Source organism: Flavobacterium kayseriense, assembly GCF_014305095.1.
Classification (GTDB): domain Bacteria; phylum Bacteroidota; class Bacteroidia; order Flavobacteriales; family Flavobacteriaceae; genus Flavobacterium; species Flavobacterium kayseriense.
The window spans coordinates 466,518-493,312 of sequence record NZ_JACRUI010000001.1; the positions used below are offsets into that span (position 1 = coordinate 466,518).

The 26,795-nt window shown below is 34.7% G+C and carries 15 protein-coding genes; 5 read left to right on the forward strand and 10 right to left on the reverse strand.

The window, feature by feature from the left end:
* Positions 1-556: 556 nt before the first annotated feature.
* The 5 genes from H8R22_RS01920 (at position 557) to H8R22_RS01940 (ending at position 11,812) form a co-directional block, all read left to right on the forward strand.
* Positions 557-1,501 (forward strand): sugar phosphate isomerase/epimerase family protein, encoded by a 945-nt coding sequence (locus tag H8R22_RS01920; protein ID WP_187009207.1) that lies wholly within the window; start codon positions 557-559, stop codon positions 1,499-1,501.
* 46 nt (positions 1,502-1,547) lie between these two features.
* Positions 1,548-3,872, forward strand: coding sequence for a chondroitinase-B domain-containing protein (locus tag H8R22_RS01925; protein WP_187009206.1), 2,325 nt, complete (start codon positions 1,548-1,550; stop codon positions 3,870-3,872).
* 12 nt (positions 3,873-3,884) lie between these two features.
* The gene (locus H8R22_RS01930; protein ID WP_187009205.1) at positions 3,885-6,128 is read left to right on the forward strand and encodes a heparinase II/III family protein; all 2,244 of its coding nucleotides are present in this window, start codon (positions 3,885-3,887) and stop codon (positions 6,126-6,128) included.
* A gap of 805 nt (positions 6,129-6,933) precedes the next feature.
* Complete coding sequence (locus H8R22_RS01935) at positions 6,934-10,134, forward strand: SusC/RagA family TonB-linked outer membrane protein (protein ID WP_187009204.1); 3,201 nt, start codon at positions 6,934-6,936, stop codon at positions 10,132-10,134.
* A gap of 64 nt (positions 10,135-10,198) precedes the next feature.
* Positions 10,199-11,812 (forward strand): RagB/SusD family nutrient uptake outer membrane protein, encoded by a 1,614-nt coding sequence (locus H8R22_RS01940; RefSeq protein ID WP_187009203.1) that lies wholly within the window; start codon positions 10,199-10,201, stop codon positions 11,810-11,812.
* Between the two features lie 1,012 nt (positions 11,813-12,824).
* Here H8R22_RS01940 and H8R22_RS01945 read toward each other — a convergent pair.
* The 10 genes from H8R22_RS01945 to H8R22_RS01990 form a co-directional block, all read right to left on the reverse strand.
* Positions 12,825-14,186, reverse strand: a complete 1,362-nt coding sequence (locus tag H8R22_RS01945; protein ID WP_187009202.1) for a RagB/SusD family nutrient uptake outer membrane protein — start codon at positions 14,184-14,186, stop codon at positions 12,825-12,827.
* 10 nt (positions 14,187-14,196) lie between these two features.
* A complete protein-coding gene (locus H8R22_RS01950) occupies positions 14,197-17,409 on the reverse strand; it encodes a SusC/RagA family TonB-linked outer membrane protein (protein ID WP_225875984.1) in 3,213 nt (1,070 codons plus the stop codon).
* 507 nt (positions 17,410-17,916) lie between these two features.
* Complete coding sequence (locus tag H8R22_RS01955) at positions 17,917-18,585, reverse strand: bifunctional 4-hydroxy-2-oxoglutarate aldolase/2-dehydro-3-deoxy-phosphogluconate aldolase (protein ID WP_187009200.1); 669 nt, start codon at positions 18,583-18,585, stop codon at positions 17,917-17,919.
* A 14-nt stretch (positions 18,586-18,599) separates the two neighbouring features.
* On the reverse strand, positions 18,600-19,622 hold the full coding sequence (locus H8R22_RS01960) for a sugar kinase (RefSeq protein WP_187009199.1): 1,023 nt from the start codon (positions 19,620-19,622) through the stop codon (positions 18,600-18,602).
* A 245-nt stretch (positions 19,623-19,867) separates the two neighbouring features.
* Positions 19,868-20,632 (reverse strand): SDR family NAD(P)-dependent oxidoreductase, encoded by a 765-nt coding sequence (locus H8R22_RS01965; protein WP_187009198.1) that lies wholly within the window; start codon positions 20,630-20,632, stop codon positions 19,868-19,870.
* 24 nt (positions 20,633-20,656) lie between these two features.
* Positions 20,657-21,955, reverse strand: a complete 1,299-nt coding sequence (locus tag H8R22_RS01970; protein ID WP_187009197.1) for an MFS transporter — start codon at positions 21,953-21,955, stop codon at positions 20,657-20,659.
* Positions 21,956-22,130: 175 nt separating this feature from the next.
* Complete coding sequence (locus H8R22_RS01975) at positions 22,131-22,838, reverse strand: FadR/GntR family transcriptional regulator (protein WP_187009196.1); 708 nt, start codon at positions 22,836-22,838, stop codon at positions 22,131-22,133.
* Positions 22,839-22,950: 112 nt separating this feature from the next.
* Positions 22,951-23,814: a polysaccharide lyase family 7 protein gene (locus H8R22_RS01980; protein WP_187009195.1), complete on the reverse strand. Its 864-nt coding sequence runs from the start codon at positions 23,812-23,814 to the stop codon at positions 22,951-22,953.
* A 290-nt stretch (positions 23,815-24,104) separates the two neighbouring features.
* Positions 24,105-24,455, reverse strand: a complete 351-nt coding sequence (locus tag H8R22_RS01985; protein ID WP_187009194.1) for a cupin domain-containing protein — start codon at positions 24,453-24,455, stop codon at positions 24,105-24,107.
* Between the two features lie 10 nt (positions 24,456-24,465).
* On the reverse strand, positions 24,466-26,727 hold the full coding sequence (locus H8R22_RS01990) for a heparinase II/III domain-containing protein (protein ID WP_187009193.1): 2,262 nt from the start codon (positions 26,725-26,727) through the stop codon (positions 24,466-24,468).
* Positions 26,728-26,795 lie beyond the last annotated feature (68 nt).

The window sequence follows — 26,795 nt, forward strand, 5'->3', positions numbered from 1 at the left end:
TTTCTCTTCTGATTACGTAAAAGAATGTAAGGTCAACTGCAAAGAACTAAATTCTTTTTTGAGCTCAATACTTTACATTATCTGGGGCTTCTATCGTACTTATAATTATGTACAATAAAAGACGTAAATTCTCAAAATCAGAACCATTTGATCCTGTAATTTTAATCAGTTTTGAACTTTAAAATTACATCATTCAAAATTATTAATTCAAATTCAAAATAGTTTGAGTCCAAAACCAGGGCATTTTAATGTTAGTTGATTTATTAAATACCAACCTTACGCAGAACTCGTCGTCAGAGGCGAATCTTCCCCTTTATCACAATTTGAATTTCTCATTTAAAACCGTCTTTTTTTCTTAATTTGTATTTAATACACTTGTTTAATTAAATTATATACATATATTTGGAAAACCAAATTGGTGAACCAATTCCTTGTTGAAAAGCTTTAAATCTGAAGACACTTTAATTACCTTGATTCATTAGCATAGACATAAAGTTAGTACGATACGGAAAAGTCATTCCTATAATTTTACCATCATTTTCTAAAAAACCAGAATATGACAACAAGAAGAGAATTCCTTACAAAGACTGCCTGTTTTACGGGAGCACTCTCCTTGTCTAGCTTTTCGTTACCTATTTTTAACCATGAATACGAAACTGACTCACTTGATATTAATCTATTTTCAAAACATTTACAGTTTTTAGATTATCATGAAACTGGCGCGATCGCAGCTGAAATGGGTTTTAATGGTATAGACTTAACAGTTCGCCCTAACGGACACGTGCTTCCAGAACGCGTAAAAACAGATTTACCTTTAGCGGTAACTGCCATTAAAAAGAGCGGTATTAATTGCAATATTATAACTACGGCAGTAGAAAGTATTTCAAACACCTTGGATGTTGATGTACTACAAACCGCTGCAGACTGCAACATTCAACACTATCGAACAAATTGGTTTAAATACAAAGAAGGGCTTTCTATGGAAGAGTCCTTACTTTTTTATCAAGAGGAGGTAAAAAAACTAGGGGTATTAAATATGGAACTAGGTCTTATTGGCTCATATCAAAATGTGGACAGTTTAGCTGTAGGAAGTTCATTTTGGGAAGTAAAAAAAATATTAGAAACGGTAGACCCTATCTATTTTGGTTCCCAATATGACATTCGCCACGCTATGGTCGAAGGAGGAAATTCTTGGGAAAATGGTTTTCGACTCTTAAAAGAAAATATAAAAATAATCGTTCTAAAAGATTATAAATGGGGAAAGACAAACGGGAAATGGGAAACTATAAACGTTCCTATTGGCGAAGGAATGGTTGATTTTGATGCCTATTTTAAATTGCTAAAAAGAAACCAACTCAAACCACCTGTTTCCCTTCATATAGAATACGACCTTGGTGGTGCCGAGCAAGGAAAACGAAAGATTACTGTTGACGAAAAAATAGTATTCGACGCAATAAAAAAGGATTTAAATACAGTACAGAAATTATGGCGAAACGCCTAATAATTGACAGCAATAACAATTAAACTTAAATTTAAATAATTCAATAATGAAAAGAATTGTAACAATAGTGAGTTTACTCATTATACTAATTTCATGTAGTCAACTAGCAACGGCTAGTAGCAGTACGCCGCCAACAAGCACGAAGGTTACTACTATGCAAGAACTTAAAAATGCTATAAAAAATAGCGTCGCAGGGGATCACATTATACTTGCTAACGGTATCTGGAAAAATGCAGAAATAAATTTTTACGGAAAAGGTACTAAAGAAAAACCAATTGTTTTGAGAGCCGAGACTGCCGGAAAAGTATTCATTGAAGGTGTCTCAAACCTGAAGTTAGCCGGAAGCTACCTTGAAGTAAGAGACTTATATTTTAAAAATGGGTACACTCCATCAAAAAGCTTAATTCAGTTTAAAATAAGTAACGACTCAATCGCAAATAACTGTAAAGTAACACAATGCGTAATCGAAGAATTTACACAACCTGACCGCGATGTAAGTGACCACTGGATTGAATTTTGGGGTAGAAATAATGAATTGAGTAATTGCTACATTACAGGTAAATCTAACTTTGGGCCTACCGTGAGAGTTTTCCTCGATGGTAATGAACACATTAACAATTACCATCAAATTGTAAACAATCATTTTGGACCAAGACCAAGAAAAGGTGGGCCGCACGGAGAAACGATTCAAATAGGTGATAGCGAAACTTCAATGACGCCATCCTACACTAATGTATACAATAACTTATTTGACCGTTGTAACGGTGAAGTGGAAATTATTTCTAGCAAGTCAAACTTTAACCAATTTAAAAATAATGTCTTCTTTGAAAGTGAAGGTTCGTTGGTTTTACGCCACGGGAACTACGCCATGATTGACAGCAATGTTTTTATAGGAAATGACAATTCAGACCAAATGGGCGGAATCAGAGTCATTAACACTGGGCATTGGATTACCAACAATTACTTCTATAAAATTAAAGGAGAAGCTTTTAGAAGCGCAATAGCCATCATGAATGGAATACCAAAATCATCTTTAAACAGATACAATCAGGTTACAGATGTAGTTATAGCCCACAATTCTTTTATAGATTGTATATCACCTTGGCAGTTTAGCGTAGGATCTAACGTTAGCCAAAAAGCAGTATTACCTGCCTCAGAAATTAGATCGGCCAGGCCAGAAAGGGTTGTAATAGCCAATAATTTAATTTACAATCAAGTTACCAATACTAAGCCCATCGTTAATTTTGACAAAGTGGATGGCGTTGATTTCAACAACAATATTACAAATAACGAAAATAAAAGTGAAGTAAAGCCCGATGGTTTGATAACTTCTAACTTTGAAATGAATAAAATTGGAACCAATTTGTTCGTTAAAAAAGAAAATAGTACCAATCTGTACGCTGGCTTTGACTTTGAGACTATTACAAAGGACCTATTTGGATCGAGTAGAACGGCGACCTCTAATAATGTGGGTGCAATTGTTAATCCTGTTAAGACAAACCCTGTTTTGATTGACAAAACAAGATTTGGCACCACTTGGTTCAATGCTGAAAAAACTGAAACTGTAGCAAACACAATAACTGTGTCTTCTTCATCAGAATTAGTAAATCAAATTGCCAAAGTAAATTCAGGATCTACCATTTTACTAAAAAAAGGAACCTACAAATTAAACACAACTCTTGCGATAAATAAAGAACTAACCATCGCATCAAGTGACAAAAACAATAAAGCAACACTAGTTTTCACTGCTTCAAAAACTGCATTTGAATTGCAACCAAAAGCAAACTTGACAATAAAAAATCTAATCATCACAGGTACTAAATCACAAAACGCATTTACAACATTAGACAAATTAATGAGCAAAGCGTACGATTTATCAATAGAAAATTCAGAAATATCAAACTTCAAAAATGTTTTAGACGTCTCTAAAGGATCTTTTGCAGACACTATTTCGGTTGTCAATTCTAAAATCAGCAACTGTGCAAACGGGTTTTTGTTAAACAAAGAGACGAATGACGGAGGAGATTATAATGCTGAATTTGTAACTTTTACCAGCTCTAAATTTGAATCAATTGAGGGAAGTGTTTTGGATTATTATCGCGGTGGATACGACGAGTCTACTATTGGTGGAAACCTAAAAATAGAAGGAAACACATTTAAGGACTGTGGAAAGATGCAACCTGAAAACATACTAATCAAAAACAAAGGAATTGTTTATGTTACTATTGCAAACAATACATTTGAAAACAACCCTGTAAAAATCATTGCTATTTTATGGGGAGCAAAAGGTCAAGCGCCAGGAAACAATACGATAGTAAATTCGGGTAAGTTTGAAGTGGTTCAAAACTTAGAACTAAAATTAATGTACTAATAAGAAGCTACGATGAAGTATTCACAAATAATTTTGATAGCGTTTTATGGTCTCTTTTCGGTTTCGATTAGTTCGCAAAATATTCCCACTGATAAAATTATTGCCAATAATGAATTAGTAAACTTCCTAACACCGGAAGCGATCAAGGAATTAGAAGGAGGCAAGACGAATTCGACTTCTCAACTTGCACATTATTTTCGAGAAAAATTCTCTGAAAGATATTTTTACGATTATAAAACTTCAGATACTCGTTTTAAGACCTACGGACAGCTGTACCCAGATGTAAAAAGCGGACATATCGAGCGTGCGGTGGACCATCTGTCAAAATTTGCGGCGACAGCACCTTGGAAACTTCCGTTCAATTACTTGAATGGAGAACCCGTAAATGCTTATGCAATGAGACACCTTGCGAGACAACATAAAATGGTGGATATTGCATTTTACTATCGCTATGAAGGCAAGAAAGTGGAGTATCTAAGCTATTTTAAAAATCAAGTACGCTCCTTGAATACTGCATTAGCAGCAAACAAATACGAAACCATCGAAGACGGCAACGGAGTTTATGAAGCTTTTCGATCCGGTTACCGTGTATTAAACTGGTTGCACATTCATAACCAATTTCTTGGCGAATCAGCTTACACTGATGAGGACCAGCTACTAACGATTGCGACATTACTGCAACACGCTTCAAGTTTATATGAAGCTAATCCTGAATTCGTTCCTGGCAACCATCAAACAAGGGGAATGTCAGCATTGGCAATGCTTTCTATTTTATTTCGAGACTTTAAAGATGCTGATAAATGGAACGCTCGTGCTATGGGATTGTTAGAACAGCATTTATCTAAAGAGATAAACAAGGATGGCTTTCAGTTTGAGCGCTCTGTACATTATCATATTAGTGATATTGACAATTATTATTATGTATACCAACTTGCTAAGAATAGCAAAATCGCTGTTCCGCCTTTTTGGGAAAACAAATTAAAATCGCTTTTTGAGACATTAACAAAAATTGCCTACCCGGATAAGTCAGCGCCCGTCTTCTCTGATGACACCAATGAAGTTTGGGCTGAAAAAAATGATATTTCGGGAGCGCTAACACTAGGTTACTTACTATTTAATGACCCACAGATGGGGTACTTTGCTAACAATAAAGTGGCATCAGATATGTTTTGGTATCTAAACAATTCTCAATTAAAGATGCTAGATCAAATTAAAGCGAAAAAACCAGAATTTAAGTCGATTACGTTCCCAGAAACAGGTTATTATATTATGCGTGAAGGATGGGACAAAGACGATGCCGTAATGGCTATTTCTAACGGTTTAGATCCAGAAAAACCAGATCATCAGCATGGAGACATGCTGGGAATTCAAGCCATGGCTAATGGCCAAATTGTACTTCCAAATTATCAGGTTCGTTACTCCCTTAAAGACTACGAATTATTCAAAAACTCCATGGTCAAAAACGTTGCTCTAGTTGATAATGAGATGCAAGGAAAAGGATATGAGGGTAACCAAGGAGGTAGTGGTTTTGGAAAATTTAAAGTATTACCGCAGCCTAAAACTATTACATGGAAAACGAATAATCAGCTCGATTTGTATGTTGGATCTCATGATGGATTCGAAAATAAAGGTGTTACCTACTCGAGACAAATTATCTACTTAAATCACGATTTTTGGATCGTTAAGGATAATTTTAAATCAATTAATTCCCATACATACAAACAAGTTTGGCAAGGGCATTATAGTTACGAAAAAGCACCCAACTTGCTACGCTCAAGCTTTAACGATGGCTCAGGATTAGACATATTTCAACTTGTTGCAACAGAGTCCGTTTCTAAATCAGGTAAAAATGGAAAAGAGTGGTCAGTGGTAACTAAACAAGCAAATAACAATTTCAGTTTCATAACCGCATTGGTTCCTTTCAAAAAGTTTGATGATCGCATCAATGACGAAAATGAAATACCTGCTTTAAAAGGATGGGAACAAAATCAATCGAAGTGGACCTCTGACGGATCGCAAACCACAACTCTAAGTAAAGGAGATGCTACTTTGTTTTTCTCAGCAAGAACATTAAAATACAATACCATTGGGATTTTTTTGGAGTCAGAAGGAGATCTATACATTTCTGAAAACGAAAGTACATTTACGATTCAATCGCTGAGCGATGCAGCTGTACAAATGACCGTTACTACCAAGAAATCTAAAAATAAATTTGTACTTGAGCCCGGCGAAACTTATCACTTTAAAATACAATAGTCCTATTACACAAACAACATCATGCCTAAATAAGGCTATTCAACTTATTTATTGTAAATCCCATAACAAGTGTAGCAAGTTATGGGATTTTTTAATGGTACAAGAATACACGTTTAGCCTATTTTATTAAATTTCTTCACGATAGCTTTTGCATGAGCCAAATTATGGAAATATTGCAAACAGATCAGAATGTTGAAACTCCGTGAGAGCCGCATTATCACGTGATGAAATGAGCTTCATTAAATACAATTTTACTTAGTAGCTGTTTTGCAGTCTAGCTTTCATTTTGCGGCATAGCAAACCAAAAGAAATTAAAGTGATCATCCAATTGCAAATTAGCTGTATTTTTTATTTTGTGAATTCTTTGTAGTACAAAATTGACGTACAACTTTTACCTCAATTGGTTAACCAGATGACGATTTTTAACTTTATTTTCAGAAAAAAAATTGTAATCATGTAATTATTAACACAAAAATGGGACGATAAACGGAAAAATGTTAAAGAAAAATTTAAAAAATGATGAAGATAAATGAGCTAAGTATTTATTTGAATATAAATAATTTAATAAAATACTTAAAAAATAACATAATATGTTTTTTATTGCCATTGTATTAATTTTTACATTATTTCCTGTTTTTAATTGGTGAAAAAAAATTATGTTTGTTAAGTTGATTGGTTAACCACTTTGGTTATTTAGTTCTTGTATCTAAATCTCCAAATTTTTTTATCATAAAACTCAAACGATGTAGTAATACGCTCGTATTAACTCTCGAAACCAAAAAGTAACTAACAAAAGGATTAAATTATGAAAAAAACGATTTTAATGTTTCTCCTAGTTTTTTCTACTATTGTGAACGCTCAAACTGATAAAATTAAAATATCAGGAAAAGTAGTTGATAATAGTGGTCTAGCTATACCTAACGCATCAGTATCTGTTGATGGAAACAATACAGTAACAGATATAGACGGAAAATATACAGTAGTAGCAAATAGTGCTAAATCAATTATCAAATTCTCCTTCGTAGGATTTGAGGACAAGTCAGCTACTGTCGGGAAAAACACGGTTATTAACATCACTTTAGCTGAAGCAAATAATCAGCTGAATGAGATCGTTGTAGTAGGGTACGGAACACAAAAACGTTCAAGTGTTACTGGATCTGTTGCTAAACTAAAAAGTGATCGAATTGAAAATGCTCCGGTATCTCGATTAGATCAAGCAATTCAAGGAAAAATAGCAGGGGTTAGAGTACAAAACGTTTCATCAGAAGCTGGTTCTGACACGAAAATAAACATTAGAGGTGTTAGTTCTGTAAACGCAGGTTCGGGACCTTTAGTGGTGGTAGATGGACAACCTACACCTGACGGATTAAGCGCTGTTAACAACGCTGATGTTGAATCAGTTGAAGTTCTAAAAGATGCCGCTTCGTCAGCAATCTACGGATCAAGAGGTGCTGGTGGGGTTATTTTAATCACAACAAAAAAAGGAAAAGAAGGAAAAACTAAATTTAAATTTAGTAGCTTAACAGGTATCAAAAGTGCCTACGAAACATATAAAGTACAGAGTACGACAGAATATGTTACGCAATTATATAATGAATCTGTTTTAAGAATTGCAGACCCTAACTTTTTTGTGCTCAACTCTGCGGGAGTTCCTCAAACAAAAACAACTGCAAACACAATTGGATCTTATGGTAAATTCCAAAGTCAATATGCTATCGAAAGAGACCTATTAGGTGGTAAAGGTACTGATTGGCAAGACGAAGTATTAAGAGATGCAGTTTACCAAGATATACAGTTCAGTGCTTCAGGAGGTAGTGCAAAAAATAAATTTAGATTGTCGCTTGGGTATCAAAGCGACCAAGGTTTAATGCTAAAGAGTGATTTCAAAAAATTAAATTTCAGATTTAATTTTGACTCACAATTGACGGATAAAATCAAATTAGATGTTAATTTAAATCCATCAAACAACAAAACTGTACGACCAGCTGTTGGTTATATTGACTTTGCTAGGTTTCCTAGTTTCATGCCAGTATATCACACACAAACTACTGTAGATTATATTTTAAGCCAAAATCCAAACTCAACTATTAAAGTAGGTGATTTTACAGATGATGACGATTTTTCATTAATACCTTACACTAGTGTTGATCCGCAAGGAAATCCTTATACAGTTACAAATGCAGCTGGAAACAGACCTTTTAATACTACAAATACAAACCCAATGCGTGCATTGACGCAGCAAGACGATAGCACCAATCAATTTCGTTTTCAAGGTAATGCAGGACTAACATTTGATTTAGCAGAAGGGCTATCGTTTAGAACTTCACAGAGTCTTTATTTTAGAAATACGGCCAGAACACAAACTGGAGAAACTGATGCAGCAAGATTAGGAAATCCCAATTATGCTACTTACACTAATAATAATTATTTTGATTTCTTAACAGAAAACACATTAAATTATACCAAAACGGTGGGAGATCATAACTTTACAGCCTTGGGAGGATTTACCTACCAGACGACTGATATTAAACAATTAATTACATCTGGAAATACATTCTCTAGTACCTCCATCAAAAATTTGAATTTTGCAACTGTAGTTTTACAACCTGTTCAATTTTATGAAACTAGAGTACTTGCATCATTTTTAGGAAGAGTGAACTACGACTATAAAAACAAATACTTATTAACTGCCAGCTACCGTAGAGATGGAAGTTCGCTATTTGACGTGGGTAAAAAATGGGGTGGCTTCCCAGCCGTTTCATTAGGATGGGTTGTTTCTAAAGAAGACTTTCTTGCTGATGTAGCTTCTATTAACAGATTAGCGTTTAGAGCTAGTTATGGCGCAGTAGGAAACAACTCTATAAACTCATTTTTATACCAAGAAACTTTAGATAGCTCGAATTACGTCAATGGAGCAGGAAACGGAACTGTTAGTTCGGGATTAGCAAACTTGGCGAGCGTATACAGTAATGAAAACATTACTTGGGAACGTACATTTCAAACTAACTTAGGTTTTGATTTAGCTATGTTTAGAAACAGAGTAAATCTAAATATCGATGTATTTCAATCAAATACAGAAAAATTATTACTTGAAAATTCGGCACCTTTAATTACAGGGTCAAAAACACAAATTACCAACGCTGGAAGTTTACGTAATAGAGGCTTTGAAGTTGAATTATCTACTGTAAATGTAAAAACTAAAGATTTCTCATGGTCATCAAACATTAACCTGTCTCAATTCAAAAATAAAATTACCGAACTTGGAGATAAAACATCTTTGATCTCTCCAACAATAGACGGAAGACCAGGTTTAAATAACTATGCTATCGTAGGACAACCTTTAATTAGTTTTTATGGTTATAAAACAGATGGTGTATGGAATAGTAGAGCAGATATTGCAGCATCAGGTTTAACATCTACCTTAGCGGGTGACCTAGTTGAAGGTGGGCTAAGAATTGTTGATATTAGTGGTAACGGAAGCATTGGAACAGAAGATTTAACAATACTAGGTAACCCCTACCCAGACTACACATGGGGATTCACTAACAACTTTACCTATAAAAAACTAGACTTAAATTTCACTTTGCAAGGAGTAATTGGTGGAGACTTAATTAATGGAGACATTAACTATAACGAAATGAAAGAAAGAGTACTAGCATACACTGCTAACAGATGGGTAAGTCCAAGTAATCCAGGAGATGGTAAAACACCCTATTTAACAAATGGAGTAAACCCTTTATTTACAGATAATGCAGTAGAAGACGCTACTTACTTTACTTTAAGAGAAGTTGCATTAGGTTATAATTTTAATGCAAAAAACATGAAATTATCAACATTAAGACTTTCACTTACTGGACAAAATTTATTATTTGTTAACAACAAAGGCTACAGAGGTATCAACATTGAAGCAAGAACTGCGCAAACGAGTCCATTGAACGATGGATATCAAAGAGGTGCTTTCCCTATTCAGAGAACAATTCTCTTTGGACTAGAAGTTGGTTTTTAATACTAAAAAATAAAATCTTCCCTATTTTCTTTAGGGAAGGTTAATAAACTTAATAAATACTAAAATGAAAAATTATAAAAACATAAGCAAAGTCTTTCTTTTATTTTCTCTATTTGCCTTGACAAGCTGCGAAGATAATCTAGACGTTGAAAACTTAAACAAACCACAAGCGGACACCTTTTACATTACATCAAGTGACTTTAATGTTGGTTTAAACGGATGTTACAGCACTCTTAGAGCACCTATAGCTTTTGAATGGATGCTTACAGAAACACGCTCTGATAATACCTATTTAAATAATTACGGAACGACAAACCCACAAAATTTACAGGTTATAAGTAACGACGTATTTGAAGCCCCTACATTTGATTTTTTTATTGAGCAATATTGGGCGACAACCTACACAAGTATACGCAGTATAAACGGTCTAGCAACAGCACTGAACACGGTGTATAATCCAACAACTGGAACAATAGATTATGTCACCCCAACAACACCATTACAAATAACTGATGCCGTTAGAAAAAACACTTCTGGACAAGCATCATTCCTCAGAGCGTATCACTATTTCAACTTAGTTAGAACCTATGGAGGTGTGTTTTTAATTGATAAAGTAGTAACACCAGATCAAGCATTAGAAATTCCGAGATCAAGCGTTCAAGATATTTATAAATTCATTATAGCTGACTTACAAAATGCGGTAGCAAATTGTAGTACTGTAAGAGGTAATGACGTAACTACAACTGCATTGCCATTAAAAGGCCAAGCAACAAAATGGGCAGCAGAGGCGCTATTAGCAAAGGTATATCTAACTCTAGGTCGTAAAACAGATGCTCTACCTCTTTTAAATGATGTTATCGCAGCAAGCGGTCACAGCTTAATTACATCAGGCACAACTCCTTACAGTGATGTGTTTTCAGCAAGTAATGAATTAAACAGTGAAATTATGTTTGCTATTCGCTTCAAATCAGGAGGACTTGGTTACGGAAGCTCTTTATCTAACTTGTTTTCAAGTACAACAAGTCAAGGAATAACTGGCCTTATATTCCCTAATGGAACAAGAGGAGGATACAACAATCCTACACCAGAACTTTATAACTCATACGCTAGTACAGATAAAAGAAGAGATTTTAATATCAAGACTAAAATAGTAACTCCTGTAACTGCTACAAGCGCAAATAGCCAACTGTTTTGGTCAGGAAAACACAATATTGCTGTTGCCGTTCAAAATGATTCAGAATTAGACTGGCCAGTATTGCGTTACAGTGATGTACTTTTAATGTATTGCGAAGCTGTAGGCACGCCTACAACGCTATCTTTGGGTTATTTAAACCAAGTTCGTTCAAGAGCAGGATTAACACCAGCAATTTCGCCAGCAGCAGGGGCCGCATATGAGTTAGCTGTTGCTAATGAGAGAAGGTGGGAGTTTGCAATGGAAAACCAAAGATGGTTTGACCTATTGCGTTTCACGACTACATTACCAACAGTCAATGCAAAAACAGTTATGAAAAACCACTTTACAGCTATGGCAGTGTACTACACACAATTTGACACACCATTTACTGTTCCGCAATTACATGCAAAAGTAGATAGTCCAAAATTTGATTTATCACCAATTCCAAACTTGGAGATAGTAACAAACACAAAAACTCCGATAACACAAAATAGTGGTTATTAAGAGATAATATTTTTTGAATAGAATTAGTTTTTAGAATTGGTTTTTTTTTATTCCCTAGTAGTACTTGTTTTCCTCGACAAGTATAGCTAGGGAATTTTATTTTAAGTAAAAACTCATAATAAATGTAACATTTGCTAAAACTTGCAACAAATCCTGCATAATGAAATAGGGAATTATAAACAAGAATATTTTGTTTTGTTGCTTACGAACTACCTTCAAAAAGTTTTGCTATCTAAAGAACGCTAGCAATTTTAAAAAGACTTGTTCCTTGATCAAATTATAGTATCGTAAACAAAACCAAGTTATATAAAATTTGAACTTTTTTCCATAGAAAACCATATTTCATAAAAAAAGTTCGACCTAGGTGCTGTACTTTAATACAAAATCATACCGTAAGATCTTTTTCGAGACACCGTTTAGATGTTCTAACTATTTTCACGATAGAACTAGTGCACTAACTAACATTAGACAACAATACAATTACAAAACAACTGTGTTTAAGCCGAAATTAAACGTTGGCTGTTATGTTTTTTGGACTCTATAATAAAAAGCTTTAAAACGCACTATTTACAGCATGAATACAAAACGCGCCATTCATTTCCTTACTAATCATCTTCTAATAGAAAAAGCTAATTTCAATGACTCAAAACTAAAGCAAATAGGAATATAGCAACAGAGCACTGCAGCAAATACCATTTAAGAACCTAATTCAATAAAAACTATAGTTACACAAAATACACATCAGCCATCATCTTGATAAAAACATCACAAAATATAAAATACACAAAGAAATAATTAGTTTCCTTATTTTCTAAAATAGAAAACTTTCGATAAATTTTTATCATAACTTTATTTTAAACATAAAAAAAGCTGCACTTACATGAACATCATGTAAGTACAGCTTATATTAACTTAGAAAAGTATTAAATCAATTTAACTCAAAAGTTTATTTTACGAAATTATCCCAAAACAAACGCATGGGCATATTTATCTCATTTTTTAAGTATTAAAATTAATAACCAGGGTTTTGAGTAATAATACCGAAACTAGCTTTTACTTCAGAATCTGGAAGTGGAAACAAATAATAATTGTTATTAAAAGCAATTCCCATAACAGCTTGCGCAGTGCCTGGTGTCACTACATTATAACGTAATAGATCAAACCATCTTTGTCCTTCAAAGGCCAACTCTAACCTTCTTTCCTTAGCAATAGCTGTTCTAACCTCAGCACGTGTCGCTGGAATTGCAGGAGCACCTACTAAACCAAAATCTTTTAATCCTGCTCTATCTCTAATCTTTTTTAATTCGACCAAAGCAGCGGTTCTAGCTAAGCTACTATCAGCCTCTTCATTAAGTGCCTCTGCATACATTAGAATAACGTCGGCTAGGCGAATCTCAATCCAATCAATATTAGCACCACCCACTTGAGGATATTTATTCCCTTTTGTACCAGTAGTATTAATTGTTACCGCTCTTCTTAAGTCATTAGTCCCTACTGCAGACGCATCACTAGCTGTAAAAGCAGCCACTAACCTTGCATCTACAGGGTTTGGTGATTTTGTATCTAGACCTCTGTACCAAGTCCAAAAATCAGAACCAACATACTCATCAGGAACAGAACCTGATATTTGGGTAGCAAACAAAATCTCTGTATTTAAATCTACCGTAAATACAGTAGCATAATTAGCACCTGTAAGCATTGTAAAAATACCGGAACTAACAACAGTCGCTAGCTCTGTTTTAGCCAAACCAAACTGACCTCTTGTCAAATAAACTTTTCCTAGTAAGGCTTGTGCAGCATATTTTGTGGCTCTACCTGTAGTTGATCTTGGAGCGGCTAATGCAGCTTTAGCATCTATTAAATCAGGAATAATGACATTGTCATATACTGTTGCAACAGACCTTCTAACTAAAATAGAAGTATCAGTAGAACTTGGCGCGGATGATAAGTTGATAGGAACATCACCAAAAACTTGAACTAATTTAAAATAAGATAACGCTCTTAAAAATTTAGCTTCACCTAACTGTGTTGCATTTGTAGATTTATCAATAACGATATTCGCACTTAAAATTGATTTATACAAAGCGGCATAAAAAGGACGCGTAAATTGTACTTCTTGACTCAATAAATTAGCGTTAAAGACATCATAATCCGTATAAGGAGATTCGAACATAAAAGCATTATCGGCTCTAAAATCTCCCATAACTGCCATAGGTGTAACAGATGCTGTTTGATAAAAATAAGCAGCATTCAGTACATTAGTAAAATTTATCAAACCGTCTGCTTGTGGGTCAACAGCAGGAATCTGATCCAAGTCGGAGGAACACGAGGTAATGAATAATAACGATCCAAATAATATAAGTAAATATTTCATTTTTTTAAATTTAAAAGTTAACATTCAAGCCTAAAGTAAAACTTCTTACCACTGGACTAGCTCCATTTTGAACACCATAAGTAGTTGGCCCTAAATAATCTGAACCCGAAGTCTGAACTCCTTCTGGATTGAAAGAAGTATAATCTTTTGCCCAAAGGTATAATAAGTTAGTAGCAGCAGCATAAAGTCGTACAGAGCTAATACCTAATTTATTTATCTTCTCCTGATTTACTGTATATCCTACTGTTAAGTTTCTTAACGCAACGAAACTAGCGCTTTGCACTGTGGCATCTAATTGATTATTAGTATCAATATAAGGCAAGCCATTATCAGCAACTCCATCAGAATTTGCATCAAGTCTTGGAACATCTAATCTTCCACCAAATTGAGACTTATAGTAAATTGGGTCAATATTAAAAACCTTTGCACCATGTGAACCTTGAAATTGCATAGACATGTCTACATTTTTATATCTGAAATTTTGCGACATACCCCAATAGAAATCAGGCGTGTTTTGACCTAACTTAACTAAATCTCCACCTTCTTCTACCGTTCTTGTTTTATCGATCACTCCAAAACCTGGTTCTCCAGGAGACTGCTGATCCTTAACATAGTAAGCTGAACTGTTACTACCAATAGCTAAAGTAGGATCTTTCATGAACTTAGCTTCTACTTCTCCTAGAGTTTGCAAACCCCACATTTCTCCAATTCCTCCACCAACATAGTTTCTAAAAACGGGACCTCTACCACTTTGTCCATAAATAACACGTGGTAATTCCGTTAAACCACCAAGACTTTTAATCTCTGTAGTAACCGTAGATAAATTCCCAGAAACATTCCATGAAAAGTTTGTACTGTTAATTATGCTAGCCGAAAGTTCAAATTCTAAACCTGAACTTCTAACGTCACCCGAATTTAGCTTTACTTGCGGAGTACCTAAAACTTCTGATACTGGTTGCTTAATTAAAATGTCTTTTATATCCGATGTATAATAATCTACACTTAATTTGAAACGGTTATTAATAAAACCAAAATCGACACCATAATTTGTCTCTGTGTTTGTTTGCCATGTTAAATCCTCATTGGCAACATTCTCAGGAATTAGGAACCCTGTCCCTAAAACCGTTGGCTGTACTTTTAATACACTTAAAGCATCATACGCACCTAAGAAAGAAGTAGTACCAAGAGATCCTCTACTAAATCTTAATTTCAATAAACTCAAATCTTCTCTATCCTTTAAAAAAGACTCTTTATGAGCATTCCATCCTACAGAGACTGCTGGAAATGTAGCATACTTACTGTTAGCTCCAAAACGAGAATCACCATCTCTTCTTACAGAAACTGATACTAAATAACGATCATCGTAAGCATAATTAACTCTTCCGAACACACTTTTTCTAACAATTTTTTGATCAATATTGACGTTTCTAATATCTGCCGGCGCAAACAAATTATAATTGATAATATCTCCAAAAGGAACATTCGTACCACTTATTGAAACTCCCTCAATGTTAGTATTTTGAAATTCAACACCTGCAACACCTGCCACATCATGCTTACCAAATTCTTTAGCATAGTTTAAAGTAGTTTCACTTAATACAGATGTTTGTTTTAAGTACGTGTTGTTTAGGTTGGTTTGAGCTGTACGTGCTCTTGAGTCAGACTCTAATCCTCTATAGTAATAATCATGCGTATCATTTAAATCAGCACCTAAAACAGTTTTCACATTTAAACCATCAATAATCTTGAAATCTAGATAGGTATTAACATTTGCAAAATAGGTTTTTTGCCACTGTTTTACATTGTCTAATTTAGTTGCTGGACCTGCATCACCAGTAGTACCAATTCCGTTTCCAGCTCTACCATAATGCCAATCTTGTGCTGTCATTCCAGGCTGTAAAGTATAAATACTTTGATTAAATGGAGCCGTTGCCCCTCCTTGATAACCTGCATTAAATGCTGGCGCCAAAACTGTTAGTGTACCACCTGGAGAACCAATACTTGAATTGTATAAAGCCTGTCTTTGAGCATCTAAATCTTGCACGAATTGAATAGAAGCTGCCGTGTGATATATAGGACTAATGCTATATGCTCTTAATAAATCTCTCATATCCCAAGCCAATATGTCTCTTTTAGCAGTAAAACCGTTGAAACTTAAACCTGTTTTTAGTCTTTCGCCAATTTTAGCATCAACATTTAAACGTGCATTTAAGCGCTCATATCCCTGTGTAAGTGCAATACCTTCCGTGTCCTGATATCCTAAAGAAGCAAAATATTTTACATCGTCTGTACCACCGGTTACACTAAAATCGTGATTCGAACTTTTAGCTGTACGAAACAACCAATCTTCCACATTTACAACATCTGGCGCGTTTTTATACGCGTTAATTCTGTAATCAACCAAACGTGGGTCTACCGCTGAAACGTTTAATGTACCATCAGCAATTTGAGACTCTAAAAGAGCGCCAAATTCATTAGCATTCAAGTTTAAGTTCTTTTTTTGGTATTTATCAGAAACACTCAAATAGCTGTTGTAACTAAAAGTAGCTTTCCCGGATTTTCCTTTTTTAGTTGTAACCAATATTACCCCATTTGCTCCTCTAGAACCATATATAGCAGAAGAAGCAGCATCTTTCAATACTTCAATACTCTCAATATCGTTTGGATTCACAGTAGCTAGATTACCTGAAATTGGAAAACCATCTACTACAATTAGAGGGTCAGAATTACCTGAAATAGAGGAAGCAGCTCTAATTTGAATTTTTGGAGCAGCACCAGGCTCACCACTTTGATTCTGAATCAAAACACCTGACAGCTTACCTGCCAATGCTTCATCTACACGTGTAGATTGTACTGCGGCAACATCATCTCCACTAATTTTAGCGATAGATCCTGTTAGGTGTGATTTTTTACGAGTACCATACCCTACAACAACTACCTCGTCTAATTGACTGTTAGTATCAACCAAAACAATAGCTAAACTTTTCTGGTTAGTTATTGTTACAGATTGTACTTTGTAACCAATATAAGAAAATTGAAGAACATCTCCGCTTTTTACATCAATTTGAAATTTCCCGTCAAAATCAGTCGAAACTCCTTTTGTAGTTCTTGTATTGATGACATTCGCGCCAGGAATAGGCATTTTGTCCGCGTCTAATATGGTACCGGATAACTTGTATCCATCTTGTGCAAATACCGATACTTGAAGTACCAGTAGCAGCATTAAAATAATTTTAGTTTTTAAATTCATGTCTTTAATATCTATGTGATTAAATTGTTAAAATAAAGAGTGACTTACCCTTTATATAATAAAGTTCTTCCTCATCAATTAGTCAAAGTTTTAGTGGTTAGCAGTGTGTTTAGTTAGTGTTTAATTGGAATATCAATTTGGTTAATCAAATTGGTTTACCAAATATATGTCTTATTTTTTTGTTAAAAAAAGGAAATTGCACTTAATTTAAAAAAAAACGGCAAAAAGTATATTTAACACATAAAAAATAACTATTTATTACTGTTCATATAATAAAAAAGATAGAACTCTAATATTTATCAGAAAAAGGATTTTAATAGTATTTATAGAATTGCTTAACAGGAGTATACTACATCAAAATAGTAAAGAAAGTTATGCCTTTTCATAAATATAGAGCACAAAAAAATCCAATTCGTGAAAATCATGAATTGGATTAAAGCTCAATTAGCTCAACTACCTACTAAGCAAGGCTTTGTAAGCCTATTTTCTTAGATTCTTAATTATAGTGACGCACTCTTGTGTTAAAGATTGAATTTTCGCAAAATCAAAATTACCTTGCGAATCGGCACTAATTAACTTCGAGCCTAAACCTACACAAGTCACTCCAGTATCAAACCAAGACTTTAGGCTTTCCAGCGTTGGAGACACACCACCAGTTGGCATAATAGAAGTCCATGGCTGTGGACCTTTAATGCCATTTACAAACTGTGGACCGTATATATCACCAGGAAATAATTTAACAATTTCACATCCTAACTCTTCAGCTCTCGCTATCTCAGTAAGTGTACCGCAACCTGGAGACCACAATACTTTACGACGATTACAAGCAATTGCAATATCTTCTCTTAACACAGGAGTTACAATAAAATTAGCACCCAATTGCATATATAAGGAAGCCGCTGCAGCATCAGTCACTGAACCAACTCCTAAAATCATTCCAGGTAACTCTGCAATAGCATACTTGTTTAAATCAGCAAAGATCTCAAAAGCAAAATCTCCTCGACTTGTAAATTCTAATAAACGTGCGCCGCCATCATAGCAAGCTTTTAAAACTTTTTTACTTACTTCGATATCTTTATGATAAAACAAAGGAACAATCCCAGTTTCTTTCATTACTTGTGCTACTTGTATTCTTGTAAATTGAGCCATATTTATACTAATTTTTATCTTGACACTTTTCCTGAAAAATCACCCGATAGTAATTTTTCGATTTCTGGTTTGGTAACTAAATTATAATCTCCTGAAATGGTATGTTTTAAGCAGCATGCAGCAACAGCAAAGTTTAATGCTCTTTGCTTATCTAATGGCTCCTCATTTAATCCATATATTAATCCACCCATAAAGGCATCTCCACTTCCTACTCTATCCACTACAGGAGTTACCTCTTGAACTGCAGCATTAAAAATAGTAGTTCCATCATACATCACGCCACCAATACGTTGATGTGATGCGCTTACAGAATACCTTAATGTAGTTGCAGCATACTTCATATCTGGACACAATTTAAAAATAGTATCATACAAAGCCGTTAAATTGTCCCCTTTTGAATAGTCGGGATCAACTTTATCTAGACCTAGCATAAAGTAGGCCGTGTCAATATCACCTAAAATCACATGACTGTATTTTAACATCGCAGGCATTATATCTTTTGGTTCTTTTCCGTAGTTCCACAGTTTCGCACGATAATTTAAATCCGTTGAAATAGTTAATCCCATTTCGTGTGCTACTTTGATAGCCTCTAGGCAAGCATCTGCTGCATTTTGTGAAAGCGCTGGAGTGATACCGCTCCAATGAAACCAAGTGGCTCCCGTAAGTACTTCTTTCCAATCAATTTCTCCCGTATGCAAGTTTGCCATCGAGCTGTTTTCACGATCATAAATAACGTTACTTGCGCGTGTACTTGTCCCTGTTTCTAAAAAGTAGATTCCTAAACGATCACCACCAAAAAGAACATGTTCACATCCTACATTTAGTTTTCGCATTTCTTTCAATGCACTAATTCCCAACTCATTATTAGGTATTTTAGTAACATATTCTGCATTCATACCATAATTGACTAGTGATACTGCAACATTAAATTCCCCTCCGCCATACGTAGCTTTAAAAGATTCTGCTTGAGAAAACCTCAAGTGTCTCTCTGTTGACAACCGGAGTAAAATTTCACCGAAAGTGATTACTTTTTTCATCTTATTTAAATATAATTTGATTTGCAATGATAAGTATTCTTACCTAATTATAAAAAAACCTTCTATCATTACAACAGAAGGTTCCAATATTACTTTATAAAATAAATAAGGGACAACCTTTTCCATTGCTACTGTTTCACTTTTTGATCCTCCATAACTTAGAGTATCCTTACTTGAAAACAGCAACAAAAGGCACTGTAACATTGCCGAATTTAATGTTTCAATGTTTATCCCTATAAATAAATTTATATACCTAAAGCTTGTCCTCCACCAATTTGGATTGTTTCTGCCGTAATGAAAGATGCATCAGTGCTAGCTAAAAAAGCAACTACATTAGCAACCTCTTCTGGCTCACCAAGTCTTCCTAACAATACACTGCTTTTCCATGAAGCAAAAACCTCTGGTTTAGTAGCTTTAATTTGTGCATGAAAAGGAGTATCAATTGTACCAGGAGATACCGCATTTACTCTAATTCCGTACTCTGCTAAATCTTTTGCTAAAGCTCTAGTGATCGATTGAACTCCACCTTTAGAAACTGCATAAATTCCAGCTCCAGGTCCTGCACCATTCCATGCTGCGTTTGAAGTATAATTGATAATTGACGCATTCTCTCCTTTTTTCAAGAAAGGAATTGCAGCTCTTGAAGCGTAAAAAACAGAATCAAGATTCAGTGCCATAACGAATTTATATTCTGCAGTAGTCATCTCTTCAAATCTAGCTCTTACTCCAATACCACCAGCATTGTTTACAAGAACATCAATTCTTCCGTATTTTTCACCAATTGCAGTGATATTACTAGTTACCTCTTCATCATTTGTCATATCGAAACCGTAATATTCTGCTTCGATTCCAGCAGCAGTAAGTTCAGCCACTTTTTCAGCACCAACAGAATCTTCAATACCATTTAAAATTACAGTATATCCGTCCTTACCTAGTCTTTTTGCTACTGTGAAACCGATACCTCCTGTAGCTCCTGTTATCACAGCTACTTTTCCATTTGAATTGCCCATTTTATCTTAATTTTAATATTACTTTTAATTATTTTTCTTTTTCAATGCTATAACTTTTGGAATAAATATCCATACACTTGCCAATGTTAATATCGCTAACGCGGCGCCTATTATGAATGCGGGAGTATAATTACCACCGCTTGTTAACCAAGGAACTAGATACGTTAGACCCGCTGCAGTAAGTTTTGCTGCCATCCCTGAAAAACCAGAAAGAGTACCAATTGTTTTACCAGAAAACAAATCACTTGGTAATGTTTGCACATTCCCAATAACCGTTTGAAAACCAAACAAAATCACAGCCATAATAATAACCGCTTGTGTAGGACCTCCTGGATTTGACATCGCTAACAAAGCAGGTAACATAATCAAACAACCTAATGTGATGACCATTTTACGAGTTTTGTTGATATCCCAACCTTTTTTAAGTCGGTTTTGTGCTAAAAGACCTCCAAACCAAGCACCAAACATTGCTCCTACATAAGGAACCCAACCATACAGTCCAATTGATTGAACATCCATTCCGTAAACTTCATTTAAATAAATCGGTATCCAAAACACGAACAACCACCATATCGGATCAATGAATGCAGACGCTAGTATAACTCCCCAACTTTCTCTATGTTGCAGTAACTCTTTAGTACTAGGATTATAATCTTGAGCCTCTACTCCATCAATGCTACTGTTTTTTTGACCCGTCAATATATATTCACGCTCTTCATCCGTAATCCAAGGATGGTTTTTCGGTGGTGATTTTACTAATATCCACCATGGTACAAGCCATAGTAATCCGGTAATACCTATTAATACGAATATCATCTTCCAACTAAAATAAACCGTTAAAAATGCAATTAGCGGTATAGAAACTATCCCTCCTATTGCTGCACCAGAGTTGAATATTCCCTGAGCGAGTGCTCTCTCCTTGGTAGGAAACCACTCTGCATTCCCTTTAGTAGCCCCTGGCCAGTTACCCGCTTCAGATACTCCAAGAATAGCTCTAAAAATTCCAAAACTTAAAACTCCTTGTGCTATTGCGTGTAATGCAGTAGCTACAGACCAAACTCCGATTGATAATACAAAACCCAACCTAGTACCAACCCAATCAAATATTTTTCCAAAAATGGCTTGTCCAAAAGCGTAAGAAAAAACAAAAATAATTGAAATCAATGCGTAAATAGACTTCGTCTCATCCGGTGAATGACCCGGATAAAGTTCTTTTGCAATATCAGGCCACAAGACACTCAATGACTGACGGTCGATATAATTTATAATGGTAGCCAAAGCGATTAACGCTACTACCCACCACCTTAAACCTTGTATTTTCATAGTCTTAGCTTTTATTTTAGAACTTTTATGCCTTAAAAAAAGGCCTAAAACATCCCTAACCTCTTTTTTTTAAAGAAGTCAATTTATAATTTAATCTATATTAAGCGAATTTTATTGCACACTGCGAGACGACTAAATATCACTTAGTCTATCATTAGCACAAGACCTATATGCCCTAGATGTTATAACAATATTCATATAGAGCTTTAAAATGCTCTTTCATCTTTTGTTTTGCTAATTGTGGGTTTTGAGCTACAATTGCATCAAAAACTTCTGTATGCTCTTTTATCACCTTCAAGCCCTCATTTTCAGATTTAGTACAAACGTGGTACTTCTCAAAATTGGTCAAAATCTCTGGTGTAATCAATAACATTAAATTATTGATGGTACTATTCCCACTGGCTTTAGCTATTGCCAAATGAAATATCAAATCTTCCTGAACCGCGTCTTCGCCTTTATAAACCTTTTCAGAATACGCATCCAGCGCTGCCTTAATTTGAGCTATATCTTCTTCGGTCCTTCTCGTTGCAGCAAGCCTTACCGTTTTCAATTCAATAAGAATTCTAGTCTCTACTAATGATTTAAAATCAGACGTTCCCAATCTTAATATGTCATCTATAATTCCGTTGATCGCTATTTTACCAATGTCAGCTACAAATGTTCCGCTTTGCGGTATGGATTTTAATATACCGTAAAACTCTAGTTTTTGGATCGCTTCTCTTACACTACTCCTACTGGCTTCAAACTTCTCTGACAACATTCGTTCAGATGGTAGTTTATCCTGTGGCTCTAAGTTTTTATAATTGATGTAATCTCTAATCTTAGCAATAATTGTATTTACAGACTCTTTATTATCCTTTCTGCTTATAACTTCTAATTTCATACTATCTTCATTAAAATTGATAACTCTGGTTTACCAGATTGGTTGGTAAATTTACAAAAAAAAATATATAGAAATTAAAAAGAATTACTCCTAAAATCTGCATAAAAACCTTTTAGTGAGTTACTTCAAGAGCATAAATTTTAACTGCCCCAAAAGAATTAGGGTTTTTTGATTGAAAGTAATTCCCTGCTTTAAAATAATTCTCAAAAACGTTCCACTTTTTAATATTAATATCATCATAAACGAATGATTCTGAATTATTTAATATCACTTCAAGGCGACCATCTGAAACTTTTACTTCTAAGGTAAAACGATTAAAATCAACTTTCTCCTTAAAATTTCTACCCTCATCATCAATCCAAGCGTCCGCAGGAAGCATTTCTATTAGAGAAGCTTTGGCATTCTTTAGCACTTTAGTTTTTACCCTAATTTTACCATTATCCCAATAAATTTTCAAAATTGGTGCCGCATTATTATCTTTTTGCCCTATCAAGTCACGTTGTTCATTTGAAAGACGACCATGAATTTGAGCGATTATCATTCGACTGTATTTTCCATCTGGCTCTTTAGAAACCTTGTCGATAGCATAGGTAGCTTTCATAGTTCCTCCTTGAGCAAAAGTCCAATTGGCATTTTTGTTACCCACTTCCATAGTTTCTCTCAATTCAGATCTAGAGAAGCTGCTATTAGCAGTCGACGTACCGGAAGGATAAGCATAAAACACTATTGATTTGTCCTTAGCATCTTCGTACATATATTTTTTTACACCCTCATTTGTAGCAAAATCTAGAATTTCAGGATAATCTAAATCAAGTGTCTTACTTGGCTTGTCAGGATCTATCGCAGGTGTAGTAACAGACCAATGCGTTAGGTCAATTTTAGGGCCTTTTTTTTTGCTCTTCGTCTCCTGGCTGTAACCAACAGTTACTAAAGCAACAGATACAAACAATACAATTTTTGAGAATTTGGCACTCATACAAATAATGAATTTTGATTTATATAAAAAACAGCAAACTAAATTTTAAAATTATACCAGTTTGGTAAACCAATTTGGAAAACCAAATATAGAAACTAATTTCTATTAAAAAAAACAAAAGGGTATTTATTTTAACAAACAGAGTTAAAAGCCAATAAAAAAGTATAACTAAAACTTTTGCTATTGCACCAATTTCATATAGAATAGAATTTAAGGAAGCAAAAAAGGTTTGTTACATATTGTTCAAATACCTAACAAACCTTAATTGCTACTAAAACATAGTGTAACTTTTAAACTTTCATGAAGTCCTCACGTATTGGGCTGAAAACATCTATTAAAACTCCATCTGCTAAGCACAATGCACCGTGTAAAACATGAGGAGCGATGTAAAAGCAATCTCCCCCTTTTAATATTTTTTTGTCATCACCAATAGTCACTTCAAATTCGCCACTAACAACATAAGTTACTTGTGCGTGATAGTGTTCGTGTAAAGGTCCTATACTTCCCTTTTTAAAATCTACATTTACTAGCATGATTGTGTCATCGTAACCCATTATTTTACGCTTTACACCATCACCTACAACTTGCCATTCTATCTCATCACCTATTAAAAATGCTGAACTTGCTCCAAAACTTTGCATATCGATATATTTATTTAATTATTGTATTGTATTTTGCTCCTGTCCAAGAATAGTTACTTCCATTAATCTTCAGATTATGTTTCTTCGATGTTGAATTATCCTTCGTTGCCATTATAAAAAAGCAAGTACTACCATTTTTATTAGTTATGGATACCGCTACATAATCTTCATCTTCATAAGTAACCGAAACATTAGTAATAGAACTAGAAGCATTTACTGCATTTTCCGTGACAGGACTATAACTTCCATGAGTCTCTATTACATTAACAAAGGTAGCTTTTTGAACCTTTTTCTTTCTGATGATAATCCCAGCATCTCTTCTTAAATTAAAGTTAGGATCATTTGCACCTAGTCGTACCAATAATACCTCATCCTCAGCTTGCGTTGCTGCTGTTAGCGTGTAAAAATTACCATCAGATAACCACGAAAACTTTGTATTTGTAGTATATGCTTTCCCAACACCTTCTTTCCACAGGTGTTCATAACCAAAACCTTTCCCTAAAGGCTCTAAAGTTTTTGGAGTTTCATATTTGAAACTCGCAGACATCATTTGGCCCATATAATAAAAAGGCAAGTCATATTGATTGGCAGTCTTTGAATTTACTTGGAAAATATCCAGCAACAATGGTTTCTCATAACCGTCCGCTTCTAAAACCACCATCGTTCTATGCATAATAGTTCCGGGATATGCATTTTCATCGATTGTACTAATTACTTGTACTTTTGGATCATTTACATCGTACAAATATTTTTTAGACGCATATAAATTACCTATTTCAAAATCACCATTGAAATGAGATTTTTCGTTTTGTACAATCGTATTGTGCGCTATCGATTGTTTAGCCCAAGTACTATTTTCTTTCAAATAATTCCCGCCACCTTTTTGCTCAATATTTACGAAGCGAGCTAAACCGTAGTCTTGCAGCACCTCAGAACTGTTATTGTAATAGGAGAAAGATAGTTTATCAAAATGACCATGACTCGATCCTTGAGCAGCATACTTCATGACTAATGTCAGTTCAGAATCATCTTTTTTATTTCTTATAATTGCGACACCACCATCCTCGCCCTTAGAACCGTCAGAAAGGTCGATCGATTTTTTAACAAATGGTTTGGCTAATTTATTTTTTACAGCAAGAGCGACAGCCATTCCTGAATTGTCAAGTTGAACTCGTCCTTGTTTCTCAGCAATTGAAAGTAATGAAGCATCTCTACCTCCGTACAAGTAAGCAATATCTACCGCAGATACTAATTCTCGTGAATAGTACGACATCCCTTTTTGACCATCATTTAAAGGAAAAAACTCACCTGCTGAATTCGTTAAATTCAATAAAGCATAAACAGATTTGACAAGGATTCCGTTTTTATATTCGAAAATCTTTAAATCCGGTTTCGTGTTTTGAAGCGCTTCGGCAAAAACCATAAAAGGGTACATGGCATACCTTTGATAATATGGCCCTTCATTATAATAGCCGTCTGGTGAAAAAGGCTCATCTACGTTAGCTAGAAAACCTGTTTTTTGCCCTTCCTTTTTTATCAAACCACCATCATTGTCTTTTAATCCAGCTGCTAAACCATCATCCTTTAATCCGTTTAAGGCACGATCTAGTAATTCGGCATCATCCAACACTAGAGCAATCATACCAACGGCAACATTTCCCCAAGTACTGTGATTGTGTACTCTGTTAAAAAACTGCGGAGAACCCACTGATATAAAATCTGCAAAAGGCTTGAAAAGGTCTTCTTCTAGCATCGCACGATCTTGGATCCCAATAAAATCGTAAACACAATCATAAGCTTGACTAATGTAAACCAACCAATTAGAATCATTAAGTGCTTGCCAAAATAATTTACCTCTTGCATAAGAGCGCTCTTGTGGGTGTAATGGCAAAGTAGGATACAATTTTGCATACGCTATCAACATATCTTTAACGTAGATTGCATACTTTTTGTCACCTAGAATTTGATATAAAACACCTGCTTTCTGAGCGATCAAAAAATTCTTCTTATGACGCTCATGCGTGTAACCTCCAGAAAAATCTTTAGGAATAGGAACTTGAATACCTACAGCTATCTCAGCGTCCACTTCCTTTTTAACTTCTGCAACAGAGGCATCAAAAAGTGGTACTTTCCCTAAACGCGATTTAATTTCTTGAACCCCTTTTTTAGTTAATACAAGACTAGGATGACCTTGCGCTAATCCGTTTTGACAAACTAAAGCTATTGCAATAGCAAGGATAATATTTGTAACACTATTTTTCTTTAAAATCATTTGTACTTTTTTATTGTAAACTAAAATCTGATTACTTTTTCATCAAAAAGACAAAAAAATCTGTCCTC

Bases quoted from the DNA above. Each gene is read 5' to 3' on its own strand.
- H8R22_RS01970 (WP_187009197.1), bottom strand. From the start codon at position 21,955: ATGAAAATACAAGGTTTAAGGTGGTGGGTAGTAGCGTTAATCGCTTTG.
- H8R22_RS01935 (WP_187009204.1), top strand. From the start codon at position 6,934: ATGAAAAAAACGATTTTAATGTTTCTCCTAGTTTTTTCTACTATTGTG.
- H8R22_RS01965 (WP_187009198.1), bottom strand. From the start codon at position 20,632: ATGGGCAATTCAAATGGAAAAGTAGCTGTGATAACAGGAGCTACAGGA.
- H8R22_RS01940 (WP_187009203.1), top strand. From the start codon at position 10,199: ATGAAAAATTATAAAAACATAAGCAAAGTCTTTCTTTTATTTTCTCTA.
- H8R22_RS01925 (WP_187009206.1), top strand. From the start codon at position 1,548: ATGAAAAGAATTGTAACAATAGTGAGTTTACTCATTATACTAATTTCA.
- H8R22_RS01945 (WP_187009202.1), bottom strand. From the start codon at position 14,186: ATGAAATATTTACTTATATTATTTGGATCGTTATTATTCATTACCTCG.
- H8R22_RS01980 (WP_187009195.1), bottom strand. From the start codon at position 23,814: ATGAGTGCCAAATTCTCAAAAATTGTATTGTTTGTATCTGTTGCTTTA.
- H8R22_RS01985 (WP_187009194.1), bottom strand. From the start codon at position 24,455: ATGCAAAGTTTTGGAGCAAGTTCAGCATTTTTAATAGGTGATGAGATA.
- H8R22_RS01920 (WP_187009207.1), top strand. From the start codon at position 557: ATGACAACAAGAAGAGAATTCCTTACAAAGACTGCCTGTTTTACGGGA.
- H8R22_RS01960 (WP_187009199.1), bottom strand. From the start codon at position 19,622: ATGAAAAAAGTAATCACTTTCGGTGAAATTTTACTCCGGTTGTCAACA.
- H8R22_RS01930 (WP_187009205.1), top strand. From the start codon at position 3,885: ATGAAGTATTCACAAATAATTTTGATAGCGTTTTATGGTCTCTTTTCG.
- H8R22_RS01975 (WP_187009196.1), bottom strand. From the start codon at position 22,838: ATGAAATTAGAAGTTATAAGCAGAAAGGATAATAAAGAGTCTGTAAAT.
- H8R22_RS01990 (WP_187009193.1), bottom strand. From the start codon at position 26,727: ATGATTTTAAAGAAAAATAGTGTTACAAATATTATCCTTGCTATTGCA.
- H8R22_RS01950 (WP_225875984.1), bottom strand. From the start codon at position 17,409: ATGCTGCTACTGGTACTTCAAGTATCGGTATTTGCACAAGATGGATAC.
- H8R22_RS01955 (WP_187009200.1), bottom strand. From the start codon at position 18,585: ATGGCTCAATTTACAAGAATACAAGTAGCACAAGTAATGAAAGAAACT.